Genomic DNA, 14,427 nt, shown 5'->3' with positions numbered 1-14,427 from the left:
GAATTAAACTTTGTATGTAAGTTCAAAACCAGTCAGTAATTTCTTCTGATTATTAAAAAGTAAACTGGAACATCGCCCGGATACCAAAATTTTCAAAATCCTGATATGGATTGTCTTCCAAATGATTTAACCGCCACATAGCATCAATCCGGATGAATTTAAATATGTTTTCAATTCCCACACTTGCTTCAAAGTAAGGTTTGCTTACATCCGAAAGACCATTAGGGAAAATCATTTCAGCTTCAGTATTGGTTAATGAACCATTGTTCTTGTCGCTTAAACTGCCAATTAGTCCTTTGCCCGATACCACAGTTCTCCATTTTAATTTTCTGAATAATGGGATTCTGTTCAAAATGAGTCCGTTAAAGTGATGTTCAACAAATAGACTAATGTATTGATCACTTGTGAATTCGTAATAGTTCATCATGTTAAATGCATACGGATCAAAAGCGTAAGTCTCGTTTCCTTCATGCAGATGAAGGAGGGGGTACGGAACTTTTCCGAATAGTTTCCCTGCAGTAACTAAATAGTATAGATTTCCTAAGGGAGGTAATTCTATGGTGTGTTCAATGCTTAAGTCAATTTTTTGATAATTGTAATCGGCACCCAAAACATCTTTCATACCCATCGTAAAATAAAGATTGAATATAGGGAATGGTCCACCCAGATGAACTCTTTCGAATTCACCCATTATTACTCTCTCATTTCTGGTAAACCTTGTTTTTAGCTCAATTTCCGAAGATGTTATTCCTGCAACAGGTATTCCTCCGCTTACATCAGGAGCATTAAATGGAACATATTGGGTTGGAGTAATGTCACGATAACGAAATTTTAGAGTGTTCGAAAATCCCTGAAACCATTCTTTCTCGTAATGAGTTTCCAGTTGATTTACCATTGTAAGTTTATTGTTTGGGTTTCGTTTCAAAAGAGAGGATAGAATATTCCCTTCGGTAAATGCATTTGGACTTTTTCCTAATTGCTGAATGTCATGTTTGTATTGTACTCCGAAAGTTTCTCTTGGAAGTTTGTTAATCATGTAAAGAAATCCCAATCCATATTTTAATTTATTGTCCTTATCACCGTAAGCCAAATGACCGTTAAACATTATCTTGGTGCTGAATTCGTTCGAAGTCCTGCCTCCAAACATAAATCTGTTGCCCTCAATTTCGTTAAAGCTGTAAAGTTTGTAATATGGGCCGTATTCAAATTTTCCTTTCACATAATATCCTGTAACAAATGTTTGGATTACATCAATTATATTTCTGTACAAGGGAACATTTTGAATTGAATCAACCATGGCGTAAATGCCTGATTCTCTTTTCGATAATTGATACGGCCGGGCATTGTCCCAATACTCTTTAGGTTGTTTTAAGGCTGTTTCTTCAACGATAACATTATTGTCCAGCTTAATAATTTCGTCTTTTATAGGTTCGTTTATTTTAACGTTTTTGTAGGAAATTGATTTTCTTCCAAAAAAGCCCATTTGTTTGGTCGAATCTTTGTCTGTTATCATGAAATCAACAAAAAGATTTTGCTTTTTTAAAAACCAGGTGCTGTCGTTTAGCTTCTGAAATTCATTGTTGCTAACCAAATCTTTAACCCAGTTTAGGTTTACGTCTTTTGCAATACGCATTTGCATGTTTTGTATGGCAAATGTAGTGTCGGCTACCCAAAAGTCGCCGACAAAAGTTGGTTCCTGTTTTCTTTTTGGCTTAAACGACATGTGATAGCACCAGTTGCCATCTCTGTATGCACTATCGGTTAGGTAATACTTGTAGTAACGAAGTCCGCCATCTGCAATAGGACTTACGAAACCCATATTGAAAAGATCAATAAAGTTGTCGTAAATATTCACATTTTGATGAAGCTGCCCTGTGAATTGCGCCAGGCTGGCATTGTCATTTATACCAGACATCTGAGAGGCTTTTATGATTTCCCTTTCTACTTTCGGTTTTTTCTGATAATGATAATCCGAAAGAGATTCGGTAATGAAAACCGGTAGATATGGCTTTCCTGTTATTACAGAGGTGTCGATGTAATCAAAGACAAACTGGAATTGACGCATGATTTTTTTATTCTTAAAACTATCTTTGATGTTGTTCAAATCCATTTCCATTTTTGTGTATGATTCGTATTGATACGAATCAAACCGGGAAGGATTATTGGCCTCTTTTTTTGCGATAATTTTACGAAGAAGGACATGTGCGGGATTCTCTCCGGGAGTAACAACAATTTCATCTAAATCAAAAGTTTCAGATTCTAATTCGATGTTAAGGGTTTGGAAACTGGCTTTTTGAATTAAAAATGATTTTTCCTTATATCCTATGAATGAGACCTGTAGAGAGTCTGATGGTGTTCTGGTCTCCAGAAAATACTGTCCATCGAAATCTGAAGTAGTACCAATGGTGGTTCCTTTGTAAGCAATATTTACAAAGGGAAGAGGTTCTTTCGTTTCCGAATCAATTATTCGACCTCTTATTTTGGTGGCTTGAGCAAAACAGGTGTAAGTTAAGCTTGAAAAAACAAGAATAGTTAGGAGTGAAAATCCTTTTTTTATAATCTGATTCATAAAGATACAATAGTGAGAGCCCGGATTAAATAGTAATCCAGACTTTGGTTACGTGAAAATACAAATAAACTGTGTAATTGTTTAACCCAAATTAGCTTGTTGGTTTTTTTGAACCCGCTTCGATATTTTAATACCAATTTCGTAAAGCAACATCAGTGGTAAACAAACCAGTATCTGACTAAAGATATCCGGAGGAGTGATGATTGCAGAAAGAATTAAAATTAAAACCACGGAGTGTTTTCTGTATTTTTTCAAAAATTCCGGGGATACCAAACCTATTTTGCTTAAAAAGAAAATAAGAACAGGCAGTTCAAATATGACTCCACTTGCCAAAACAATTGAAGTAATAGATGAGATGTAGGATGTTAGGTTTATTTGATTCAGAACCTGATCACTTACACTGTAAGATCCAAGAAAATGAACTGATAGTGGGGTTATAAGATAGTAGCCGAAAAGAACTCCAAGTGCAAATAAAAATGAGGTGTAAAAAATAGATCCTCTCGCATGTTTCTTCTCATTATCGTACAAAGCTGGTTTTAAAAAGCTCCAGAATTCGTAAAATATATATGGGAAACTGGCAATTATTCCGATCACTAAGGAAACACTTATATGTGTTGCAAATTGTCCGGCCATGTTAATATTTATAACCTGAAATGGATGAATGTTAATTTTCAGAGAAGCAACTCCTGTATATTCAGATAGTTTGAAAAACATTCTGTTTGTAAAGAATTCCGGATTTTTAGGTGCAAGAATCAAAACATTAAATACGAAATCATAAAAGATAAAAGCAACTATTGCAAAAACCATAACGGCAATAACTGATCTCATTAAGTGCCATCTTAGTTCTTCGAGATGTTCAAGAAAACTCATTTGGTTTTCTTCTTTTGTTGCTTCTTTATCCGACATTTGTATTGATTTACTAATTGCGCCAAGTTATACAATTCCTTCTTTTAAGATATCATGCAGATGAACCATTCCTACATATTTTTCATTTTCAACAACTGCCAGCTGAGTAATGTTGTTGTCTTCCATTAATTGAAAAGCATTAATGGCAAGTGAATCGGGATCGATCGCCTTAGGTTTTGCAGACATGATATCACGAGCAGTTAATTTGCTTACATCTTCGTTTTGTTCAAGCATTCTACGAAGGTCACCATCAGTGATTATTCCAATTAGTTTATCGTCTTTATCAACAACGGCAGTAGCCCCCATTCTTTTTGAAGAAATTTCAAGGATAATAGGACGAATGCTTTCTTCTTCTGATACTTTTGGGGCAAGATCGTTTTTGTAAAGATCACTAACCCGCAAATATAATTTTTTCCCCAGAGCTCCTCCCGGGTGATATTTGGCAAAATCCTGACTGGTGAATTGTCTGCATTCCAATAAGGAAACTGCTAAAGCATCTCCAATTACAAGTTGGGCGGTAGTCGAATTTGTTGGGGCTAAATTGTTTGGATCGGCTTCTTTTTCGACAACGGCTTTTAGAACATAGTCCGATTCTTTTGCAAGAAAAGAATCCAGTCCGGAAACCATTCCAATTAATGCATTTCCCATGTTTTTGATGAGTGGCACTAAAACTTTGATTTCGGGTGTGCTCCCACTTTTCGAAATGCAAATAATAATGTCATCAGGAAGGATCATTCCCAGATCCCCATGAATAGCGTCGGCTGCATGCATAAATAAAGCTGGGGTACCTGTTGAATTAAGGGTTGCCACAATTTTGTTGGCAATGTTGGCACTTTTGCCAATTCCAGTAATTACAACCCGGCCTTTACTTTTTAAAATCAATTCAACAGTATTAACAAAATCTCCATCAATGTACTCTTTTAGCTGACCAATGGTTTTTTCTTCTTCTGCAATTGTTTTTATTGCAATTTGCTTAATATCGTATGTAGGCTTCAAATCTTCTTGTTTTTATTTTGTGTACAAAGCTAATTAAACTCAGATAAATGAAACTTTAAGAATCAGTTAAAATCTGTTAATTGCAGTTTTTGTTTTGAATTGTACAAGTGTTTATCTAAATTTAAAATACAAAAGTATCGAAATTTGTAATACGGGAATGAATGGTGATGTAAAAAATTACCATTTAAAAATTTTAGGTTGCTAAGTAAAATGTTAATTTAGCCGACCGCATATATTTTTGGGAAAAAAGCATATCAATAGGAAACATGGGAAAGAACTTTGAATTATCAACTAATTTAAAGAAGTATTTTGGATTCGAGAATTTTAAGGGAAATCAAGAACCGGTAATTCAAAATATCTTAAGTGGTAACGACACATTTGTGTTGATGCCCACAGGTGGGGGAAAGTCATTGTGTTATCAATTGCCCTCACTAATGTTGGAGGGTACAGCAATTGTTATATCCCCATTGATCGCTCTGATGAAAAATCAGGTTGATGCAATGAGAAATTTTGGTGAAGATGATGGCGTAGCTCATTTTTTGAATTCGTCTCTCTCCAAATCAGCCACCTTAAAAGTAAAGGAAGATGTTCTGGAAGGCAGAACTAAGCTTTTATATGTAGCGCCGGAATCGTTAACAAAAGAAAGTAATATTGAGTTTCTTAAACAGGTGAAAATTTCTTTTTACGCTGTTGATGAGGCGCATTGTATTTCAGAGTGGGGGCATGATTTCAGGCCTGAATACAGGAAGATTCGTTCAATAGTTAATGAAATTGGTTCAGCTCCGATAATTGCACTTACTGCAACAGCAACACCTAAAGTGCAGCATGATATTCAAAAGAATTTGGGGATGTTGGATGCTTTGGTTTTTAAATCATCGTTTAACCGGCCTAATTTATATTATGAAGTTCTTCCAAAGGTAAATGCGACTAAAGAGATCATTAAGTTTATCCGGGCAAATGCGGGGAAATCAGGAATTATATATTGTTTGAGTCGAAAGAAGGTTGAGGAATTAGCCGAAACGCTTCTGGTTAATGGAATTAAAGCTGTTCCCTATCATGCAGGAATGGATTCTTCAACTCGTTCCGGAAATCAGGATAAATTTTTAATGGAGGATGTGGATGTTGTGGTTGCAACAATTGCTTTTGGAATGGGCATTGACAAGCCGGACGTGCGATTTGTAATTCATTACGATATACCAAAGAGTTTAGAAGGCTATTATCAGGAAACAGGAAGAGCCGGTCGGGATGGTGGAGAAGGACGATGCCTGACTTTTTATAGCTATAAGGATATTCAAAAGCTTGAGAAATTCATGCAGGGAAAGCCTGTGGCAGAGCAGGAGATAGGCAGGCAGCTTTTGTTGGAAACAGTTTCGTTTGCAGAATCGGCTATTTGTCGCCGAACAATTTTACTTCATTATTTTGGGGAGAATTATATTGATGCAAATTGTGGCAGTTGTGATAACTGTTTGCATCCTAAGAAAGAATTTCAGGGAGAAGAATTTGTTATTAAAGCATTGAAACTGGTTAAGCTGGTTAAGGAGCGTTTTAAAATCGATCATTTGGTTAATATACTTACCGGTGAAATGAATTCTTCGATTAAATCATATAAGCATGATGAATTGGAGATGTTTGGTTGCGGTAAGGATCGGGATCAGCATTTTTGGAACATGGTTTTTCGAAGAGCGTTGGTTCATTCTTTAATTGAAAAGGATATTGAGCAGTATGGGGTGATTAAACTTAAAACCGAAGGACGTAAATTCTTGAAAAATCCGGTGCCTTTTATGCTTACTGATGATCATGATTTTGAAGGTGTGGATTTGGAAGCAACAAAAGTGGCCAGTACGGCAACTGTTGATACTGAGCTGTTATCAATGTTGAAAGATTTAAGAAGGCAGGTTGCTAAGAAAAAAGAGGTGCCTCCATATGTGGTTTTTCAGGATCCTTCTCTAGAAGAAATGGCCATTAATTATCCAATAAATATTGAGGAGTTGTCTCATATACAAGGGGTGGGAGCTGGTAAGGCAAAGCGATTTGGAAAGGAGTTTGTCGGTTTGATAGGCAAGCATGTTGAGGAGAATAATATAGAAAGACCGCAAGATATGGTTGTTCGCTCTGTAGTTGATAAATCTAAATTTAAGGTTTATATTATTCAGAGTGTAGACCGGAAAATGGATTTGGAAGATATTGCAGAAGCCAAGGGAATGGCATTTTCTGATCTGCTTCGAGAGATGGAGGCTATTGTTTATTCAGGAACGAAACTGAGTCTGAATTATTATGTGGATGAGACGATTGATGAAGATCGTCAGGAGGAAATCTTGGAGTATTTTGATGAGGCCGAGACTGACAGTATTGAAGCTGCTCTTGAAGAGTTAGGAGAAGAAGATTTTTCGGAAGATGATATTCGCTTAATGCGGATATTGTATCATTCTGAAAATGGATTGTAAATTATCAGAAAAAATACAGCAAAGGGTGCTCGAATTTGAGCAGCCTTTTTATTTTATAATTAAGGAACGTTTAAATTCTTTTGTTTCATCGAACAATTTTCGGTAAGTATGATGAGTTTTGTAGATTTTTGCACCAATGTGCTCCATCAAATGACTCATTCTTGGATTGAAATCACCGATCCAATTCATTTCCAAATTTAAAAATGGAAAGCTTGAATCAAAACCTGATCTGGAGAATTCATAAATCATTGCGGCTTCAATACCACGCTTTTGAAACTCAGGAACCACTCCGAATATTAGACCTAGTGCATTTTTGTTTTTTTGCAGGTGCTTGTAATAGATAAAACGAAGCTTTGCATAAAGGTTCATTTTACCATTTATATGTTGCAGAAGTTCATTTAAGTCTGGAACCATTATAAAAAAGCCAATGGGTTCTTCATTGTGATAGGCAAACCACATCAGTTTTTCATGCATGATTGGTTTTAATGTCTCGAACAGGTCTTGCGTTTGTTGTTCGGAAATGCCTTCGATACCTGGTATTTCTTTCACCCAGGCTTCATTATAGACATATACAAAATCCTTTATCAGTTTGTCTGAGTTTTTCCTGTCCAAATGGATTACTTTATATTCGCTGTTATTTAAAAGCCTTTGCGCTTTCCACTTTATAATTTCACTTAAGCTTTCGATCGAAAACTTCGTTCGGTAAGTATATTGTTTAAAGTAGATTTGGAATCCGTAAGAGTCGAAAAAACCCTGATAGTATTTAAAATGGTAAGGCATACAATAAACAGGTTTGTGATCTCCGTCAACATGAAGTCCCCACCATTGATGCCTTTCCCCAAAATTAATTGGTCCATCCATGGCTTCAATTTGCTTGTCTTTCAGCCAATTTTTGCAAGTGTCAAATAGAATGAAGGCGGCCTCTTTGTTGTTAATACATTCGAAAAACCCCAGGCCTCCAGTTGGTTGCTCGTTTAAATCTTTTGCTTTGTGGTCTATAAATGCAGCAACCCTGCCTATGGTTTGCTTATTTTGATCTTGAAGAATCCATCGGATACACTCCCCATGAGCAAACATTTTGTTTTGTTTCGGATCAAAAACTTTCTCAATGTCAGAATCCAAAGGTCGAATCCAGTTTTTCATTTTCTGATAAAGTCGTACCGGAAGTTCAATAAATTCTCTTTCTGAATGAAGATCGTTAACTTCAATAATGGTAAAATCGATTCTCATCTCAAATTTTAGGCTTTATTAATTTCACTTGCTTTCGGTTTGCTATTGGGAGAGCAATTACTGAAGCTGAACCGAGTATGATAATCATAGCTGTTTGTGCACCGTGAACTACAAGAGCAAAGCTTTTCGACATAGTTTCGATGTTGGCAACTTCAGGAAGGTAAACCAGAAGAGTTCCGATCACCATAAAATGCCAGGCACCGATTCCGCCCTGAACAGGAGCAACCATTCCAAAGCTTCCCATTACAAAAACGGTTAGTCCGGCAATAGCGGGAAGATTTGATGTAAATCCGAAACTGAAGAAACAGATATACGTCATTAAATAATACATGATCCAAATAAAGACAGTGTGAAAGACAAATGACCATTTATTATCCAGTTTCTTAATGGCACGAAAGCCTGCCATAAAATTTGAAAGAGTTTGATCAATCTTCTTAAAAAGGGCTGTATTTTTAAATTTTTTTCTTAAAATCCAGATTAGAATTGATACTGCAGCGATTACATATATGGTGTTTGCAGATGCAAATACATTCGAGAGCTTGTTGCTGACTTCAGGATTATTTGAGAAGAAATGAGAGATAACCGAAAATTGTGTTGATAATGCGATTAGTAAAAAAATGATCAGCATGATTATATCCAGCACTCTTTCAAGAACAACTGTGCCAATTAATTTGGAAAATGAAATATTCTCATACTTGCTAATTAAGCCACATCTTGAAATTTCGCCCATTCTCGGAAGTGCAAGATTTGCAAAGTAACCAACCATAACTGCAAGAAAAGTATTGATCGTTCTGGGTTTTTTTCCTAAGGATTCAATGAGCATGTTCCAGCGGATTGTTCTGCTGATGTGACTTAGCAGACCAAAAAACAGAGAAAGAAGAATCCAGTAATAATTGACTTCATTTTTTAATGTGAAAATTAGCTCAGAAGTATTTAGACCTCGATAGACGTACCAAAATAAGAAAGAACTAATAGAAAAGAAGATTAGAAATTTTATGATATGTATGAGATTTTTCTTCAAAATTGATAATTTTAGAGTTAGCATTTTATAGAAAAAACTAACTGAGATTAAATTTTAAGCAAGTATAAGCTGTGTTTCTATTATTAAGTCCTAAATTTGCCGGGCGATAAATCAGCTACAAAAATAAGTAAATGTTTGAAATCTCCTTTGAAAAGCTGCTGTTTTTAATTTTTGTTAATTTGAGATGCTGAAATAAAAGGGATTAAATGGATGGATATGGGGTACGTTAGGGCAAAAAAGAGTTTAGGGCAGCATTTCTTAAAAGATTTGAATATTGCCAAAAAAATTGTGGCAAGTATGAAGGCTGATTGTGTTTCGAAAGTGCTTGAGATTGGTCCGGGGATGGGAGTGTTAACACAATATTTACTTAAGGAAAATGGGTTTGAAACGCATGTTGTTGAGATAGATAGAGAATCTGTATCTTATTTGAATGAAAATTTTCCGGAATTATCAGGACGAATAATTGGAGAGGATTTTCTGAAATATGATTTGTCGAGATTATTTTCGGAGCCTTTTGCCGTAATTGGGAACTTTCCTTACAATATATCCTCTCAAATATTCTTTAAAGTTTTGGATTATAGAGATCAAATTCCTGAAGTTGTAGGAATGATTCAGAAAGAGGTTGCTGAAAGAATGGCTGCTGTTCCTGGAAATAAAACGTATGGTATTTTAAGTGTGCTTATGCAGGCTTTTTATAATATAGAATATTTGTTTACTGTTAGCGAAACGGTATTCTCCCCACCTCCAAAAGTTAAATCTGCAGTAATACGTATGGAAAGGAATACTACCGTTAGATTGGCTTGTGATGAAAAACTATTTTTCCGAGTCGTTAAATCCGGATTTAATCAACGCCGGAAAACCTTACGGAATTCTTTAAAATCAGTATTGGGTGATTACAAGCTTGATGATGAACTTATGGCGCAGAGGCCAGAGCAATTGTCTGTAGATCAGTTTGTTTATTTGACCAATAAAATTGAAGAATTAATAAATACGGAATTAAGAGAATAAAATCACACATAAAATACATTGATATGCAATTTGAATTGACTCGCGAATACATCGATCAGTTAAAAAGAATTATCGAAGAGAAGGATGAGGTCGGAGCAATTGGTATGATGGATGGATTGCATCCTGCTGATATTGCTGAAATATATGATGAACTTAATACAGAGGAGGCTAAGTTTCTGTATTTACTTCTTGATATTGATACTGCGGCGGATGTCTTGGCTGAATTGGAAGAGGATGATCGGGATCGTTTTTTAAAGGTTTTGCCTGTTGAAATTATTGCAAAACAGTTTATTCACAGAATGGATTCTGATGATGCTGCCGATGTGATTGGTGGTATGTCGGATGAACAACGAGAGGAGATTCTTTCCCATATAAGAGATGTTGAACGAGCTGGCGATATTGTAGATTTACTTCATTACGATGAAGATACAGCCGGTGGATTGATGGCGAAAGAGTTGGTGATGGTTAATGAGAATTGGACTGTTTTAACCTGCTTGAGAGAATTAAGTCGCCAGGCTGAGGATATCGATGAGATTTACTATGTATATGTTGTTGATGATGATAATATTTTAAAGGGAACTCTTTCCTTGAAGATCATGATTTTGAGTCCTACATCGGCAAAAATCAGTAATATATATCAGCCGGATGTGATGTCGGTGCATACTGATGAGCCGGATGAGGAAGTAGCCCGAATCATGGAGAAGTATGACCTTGTTGCAATACCGGTTATTGATAGCATTGGACGATTAATGGGACGCATCACCATTGATGATGTTGTAGATGTAATTCGTGATGAGGCTGAGAAAGATTACCAAATGGCATCTGGTCTTACTGAAGATGTAGAGTCAAGTGACTCGGTTTGGATTCAAACAAGAGCACGTCTTCCATGGCTGTTAATTGGTTTAATGGGGGGACTTATAAGTGCTTTTGTAATATCAAGGCATGAAGGTGATTTGGGGAATTATACAGCTATGGCGTTTTTTATTCCGCTGATTACAGCAATGGGAGGAAATGTGGGTGTTCAATCGGCGGCGATTATTGTACAGGCCTTGGCAAGTAATTCATTGGGTTTTGAAAGTACAATTAGTCGATTGTTAAGAGAGCTGATGGGTGCATTTGTAAATGGTATAATTTGTTCAGGCTTGGTTTTCTTTGTTAACTTATTTCTGGTTGGGCACTCCTTTAGCTTAACAATAAGTGTATCGGTTGCGTTATTCTCAGTTATTATTTTTGCATCAATATTTGGCACCCTAATTCCATTAACTCTGCATAAAATGAAAATTGATCCTGCTTTGGCAACAGGTCCCTTTGTAACTACCTTGAATGATATCGTGGGTCTTTTTATTTACTTATCAATTGGAGCCTATTTTTTAAGCTTTGTTTAGTTCATTTTTTGGGGAGTAATTTTATTAGAATGGAAATTTCAAGTATAAAAAAATAGTTTCTCAATATTATGATTCAATGAAAAAGTTCAATAAAAAACTTTTTTTAGACGGTGTTTTTTTTAGGTTTTTCTTAACTTTGCATGAGCTTTTAGGAGGCTGGATAAGTGCCTATTATTAAAGTATTTACAGTCTTGTTTGAGTTGCTTTTGTTTTTCGAGAGAAAATGAAATTTACGCCATTTTATAAAATTACCCAAATAAGAGAATTATGAAGAGAGCGCTGATCAGTGTGTTTGATAAAACAAATGTTGTTGAATTTGCTAGAGAATTAACAGGTTTAGGATGGGAAATCATCTCTACAGGCGGAACTTCCGCTAAATTTAAGGCCGAAGGAATTCCTGTAATGGACATTTCAGATCTTACTAAATTTCCTGAATGTTTTGATGGACGCGTAAAAACGCTGCATCCAAATGTTGAAGGTGGAATTTTAGCAATTCGGGATAACGAAGCGCACATAGCTCAAATGAATGAGTTAGGAATTGAGCCTATTGATATCGTTGTTTGTAATTTGTATCCGTTTAAAGAAACAATTTTAAATCCTGAGGCTGGTCACGAGGAAATTATTGAAAATATTGATATAGGTGGTCCGACAATGTTGAGAGCGGCTGCAAAGAATTACAAATTTGTTACTGTTATTACCGATCCTGATGATTATTCAAAAGTAATTGAAGAATTAAAATCAGGTAATGATACGAGTCTTGAAACAAAAGAATATCTAACAGCAAAGGTGTTTGAACATACTGCTCATTACGATGCCTTAATTTCCGGGTATTTTAATAAAAGACTGAAAATTACATCTCCTAAAACATTAACGATTACATACGAAAAGAAGCAAGATCTTCGTTATGGAGAGAACCCTCATCAGAATGCAACTTTTTACAGTCAAATTCAGGAAACTGAAGGAACTTTAACTGCGGCTAAGAAAATCCATGGTAAAGAACTATCTTACAACAATATTGGTGATACAGACGGAGCTTTGGAAACCTTAAAAGAGTTTGAAGAACCTACAATTGTTGCCGCTAAGCATGCTAATCCATGTGGAATTGGCAGTGCCAAAACAATTTCAGAAGCTTTTAAGAAAGCTTATGATGCTGATCCGGTTTCAATTTTTGGAGGAATAGTGGCTTCAAATCGTGAAATTGATAAGGCAACGGCCGAAATTATGAGTGGAATTTTTCTGGAAGTAATTGTTGCACCATCTTTTAGCAAAGAAGCTTTAGAGGTATTAACAGCGAAGAAGAATTTAAGATTATTGGAATTGCCTGAAATTTTGAAAACAGATTATTCCTCATTTAAAGGAAAAACTGTTTTAGGAGGTTTTTTAATTCAGGAAATGGATAAGGAATTAATTGGTGAAAAATTAGAAGTGGTTACCGAAAGAGAGCCATCAGAAAGTGAAATGGAAGATTTGATGTTTGCATGGAAAACAGTGAAACATGCAAAATCAAATGGAATTGCCATAGCAAAAAATAAAACTACATGTGGTGTTGGTCCGGGACAGGTAAGTCGTATTTGGGCCTTGGAAAATGCCATTCGTCAGGGAGGGGATAGAATTGCAGGAAGTGTTTTAGCTTCTGATGCATTTTTCCCATTCTCAGATTGTGTAGAAGCAGCTCATGCAGCAGGAATTACTGCTATTATTCAACCAGGAGGTTCGATAAGAGATAAGGATTCTATTGAGGCAGCTAACAAATTTGGAATTGCTATGGTATTTACAGGAATGAGACATTTTAAGCATTAAAATAAGATAACAGAGATTTATACTACCATATGGGATTTTTTTCATTTTTAACTCAGGAGATCGCGATTGACTTGGGGACAGCAAATACAATTATTATCTGTAATGATAAGATTGTAGTTGATGAACCATCAATCGTAGCTATTGATCGTCGCACCGAAAAAATGGTTGCGATTGGCGAAAAGGCTCGCCAGATGCAGGGCAAAACCCACGGGAACCTAAGAACGATTCGTCCGCTTAGAGATGGCGTAATTGCTGACTTTAATGCTGCGGAGCAGATGATTCGTGGGATGATCAAGATGATCAACAAAAAACCTCGTCTGTTTCCACCATCATTACGCATGGTGATTTGTATTCCTTCGGGAAGTACAGAAGTTGAAATGAGAGCGGTTCGTGATTCTTCTGAGCATGCCGGAGGACGTGATGTATACATGATTTATGAGCCTATGGCGGCAGCTATTGGAATCGGTATTGATGTTGAAGCTCCTGAAGGAAATATGGTAGTAGATATAGGTGGAGGAACAACTGAGATTGCAGTGATTTCTTTGGGTGGAATAGTAACTAATAAATCGATTCGTATTGCGGGTGATGATTTAACTTCTGATATACAGGAATATATGCGTCATCAGCATAATATCAAAATTGGTGAAAGAACTGCTGAGGAAATAAAAATTCAAGTTGGATCAGCATTATCTGAGTTGGAGGAGCCACCAAATGATTTCAGAGTGCAAGGACCAAATCAGATGACAGCACTTCCTATTGAAGTACCTGTATCTTATCAGGAAATTGCTCATTGTTTGGAGAAATCAATCTCGAAAATTGAAATCGCAATTTTAAGTGCATTGGAGCAAACACCTCCGGAATTATACGCCGATATCGTAAATAGAGGAATTTACCTTGCCGGTGGTGGTGCGTTGCTTCGTGGATTAGATAAGCGGTTAACAGATAAAATAAATATTCCATTTCACATTGCGGAAGATCCATTAAGGGCTGTTGCACGTGGTACTGGAATTGCATTAAAGAATGTAGATAAGTTTTCATTCCTGATGAGATAATCAGGAGTGAAACTTA

The 14,427-nt window shown here is 36.1% G+C and carries 10 protein-coding genes; 5 read left to right on the top strand and 5 right to left on the bottom strand.

Features of this window, described 5'->3' with window-relative positions:
- Window positions 1-52: 52 nt before the first annotated feature.
- The 3 genes from QUH73_RS04750 to QUH73_RS04740 form a co-directional block, all read right to left on the bottom strand.
- The gene (locus QUH73_RS04750; RefSeq protein ID WP_289529315.1) at window positions 53-2,569 is read right to left on the bottom strand and encodes a DUF5686 and carboxypeptidase-like regulatory domain-containing protein; all 2,517 of its coding nucleotides are present in this window, start codon (window positions 2,567-2,569) and stop codon (window positions 53-55) included.
- Between the two features lie 81 nt (window positions 2,570-2,650).
- A complete protein-coding gene (gene tatC / locus QUH73_RS04745; protein ID WP_289529314.1) occupies window positions 2,651-3,475 on the bottom strand; it encodes a twin-arginine translocase subunit TatC in 825 nt (274 codons plus the stop codon).
- 27 nt (window positions 3,476-3,502) lie between these two features.
- Complete coding sequence (locus tag QUH73_RS04740) at window positions 3,503-4,471, bottom strand: KpsF/GutQ family sugar-phosphate isomerase (RefSeq protein WP_289529313.1); 969 nt, start codon at window positions 4,469-4,471, stop codon at window positions 3,503-3,505.
- Between the two features lie 266 nt (window positions 4,472-4,737).
- Between QUH73_RS04740 and recQ the strand changes: the two genes are divergently transcribed.
- A complete protein-coding gene (gene recQ, locus QUH73_RS04735; RefSeq protein WP_289529312.1) occupies window positions 4,738-6,915 on the top strand; it encodes a DNA helicase RecQ in 2,178 nt (725 codons plus the stop codon).
- 48 nt (window positions 6,916-6,963) lie between these two features.
- Here the strand turns inward: recQ and QUH73_RS04730 are convergent, their stop codons facing one another.
- Window positions 6,964-8,145, bottom strand: coding sequence for a hypothetical protein (locus QUH73_RS04730; protein ID WP_289529311.1), 1,182 nt, complete (start codon window positions 8,143-8,145; stop codon window positions 6,964-6,966).
- A gap of 1 nt (window position 8,146) precedes the next feature.
- Window positions 8,147-9,190: a lysylphosphatidylglycerol synthase transmembrane domain-containing protein gene (locus tag QUH73_RS04725; RefSeq protein ID WP_289529310.1), complete on the bottom strand. Its 1,044-nt coding sequence runs from the start codon at window positions 9,188-9,190 to the stop codon at window positions 8,147-8,149.
- Between the two features lie 192 nt (window positions 9,191-9,382).
- Between QUH73_RS04725 and rsmA the strand changes: the two genes are divergently transcribed.
- The 4 genes from rsmA to QUH73_RS04705 all read left to right on the top strand — a co-directional run bounded on the left by rsmA (window position 9,383) and on the right by QUH73_RS04705 (window position 14,411).
- Window positions 9,383-10,174, top strand: a complete 792-nt coding sequence (gene rsmA / locus QUH73_RS04720) for a 16S rRNA (adenine(1518)-N(6)/adenine(1519)-N(6))-dimethyltransferase RsmA (protein WP_289529309.1) — start codon at window positions 9,383-9,385, stop codon at window positions 10,172-10,174.
- A 23-nt stretch (window positions 10,175-10,197) separates the two neighbouring features.
- Window positions 10,198-11,559 (top strand): magnesium transporter, encoded by a 1,362-nt coding sequence (mgtE, locus tag QUH73_RS04715; protein WP_289529308.1) that lies wholly within the window; start codon window positions 10,198-10,200, stop codon window positions 11,557-11,559.
- A gap of 267 nt (window positions 11,560-11,826) precedes the next feature.
- A complete protein-coding gene (gene purH / locus QUH73_RS04710; RefSeq protein WP_289529307.1) occupies window positions 11,827-13,359 on the top strand; it encodes a bifunctional phosphoribosylaminoimidazolecarboxamide formyltransferase/IMP cyclohydrolase in 1,533 nt (510 codons plus the stop codon).
- A 29-nt stretch (window positions 13,360-13,388) separates the two neighbouring features.
- Entirely contained in the window at window positions 13,389-14,411 is a 1,023-nt protein-coding gene (locus QUH73_RS04705) for a rod shape-determining protein (protein ID WP_124992577.1), read from the top strand.
- Window positions 14,412-14,427: the final 16 nt, after the last annotated feature.

Origin of the sequence: Labilibaculum sp. K2S (assembly GCF_030372765.1) — a bacterium.
GTDB lineage: Bacteria > Bacteroidota > Bacteroidia > Bacteroidales > Marinifilaceae > Labilibaculum.
The sequence above is the reverse complement of the archived record's forward strand: the minus strand, read 5'-3'. Positions and strand labels throughout refer to the sequence as shown.

Coding starts and splice junctions, on each gene's coding strand:
- QUH73_RS04750 (WP_289529315.1), bottom strand. CDS start 2,569: ATGAATCAGATTATAAAAAAAGGATTTTCACTCCTAACTATTCTTGTT.
- tatC (WP_289529314.1), bottom strand. CDS start 3,475: ATGTCGGATAAAGAAGCAACAAAAGAAGAAAACCAAATGAGTTTTCTT.
- recQ (WP_289529312.1), top strand. CDS start 4,738: ATGGGAAAGAACTTTGAATTATCAACTAATTTAAAGAAGTATTTTGGA.
- QUH73_RS04730 (WP_289529311.1), bottom strand. CDS start 8,145: ATGAGAATCGATTTTACCATTATTGAAGTTAACGATCTTCATTCAGAA.
- QUH73_RS04725 (WP_289529310.1), bottom strand. CDS start 9,190: ATGCTAACTCTAAAATTATCAATTTTGAAGAAAAATCTCATACATATC.
- rsmA (WP_289529309.1), top strand. CDS start 9,383: ATGGGGTACGTTAGGGCAAAAAAGAGTTTAGGGCAGCATTTCTTAAAA.
- mgtE (WP_289529308.1), top strand. CDS start 10,198: ATGCAATTTGAATTGACTCGCGAATACATCGATCAGTTAAAAAGAATT.
- purH (WP_289529307.1), top strand. CDS start 11,827: ATGAAGAGAGCGCTGATCAGTGTGTTTGATAAAACAAATGTTGTTGAA.
- QUH73_RS04705 (WP_124992577.1), top strand. CDS start 13,389: ATGGGATTTTTTTCATTTTTAACTCAGGAGATCGCGATTGACTTGGGG.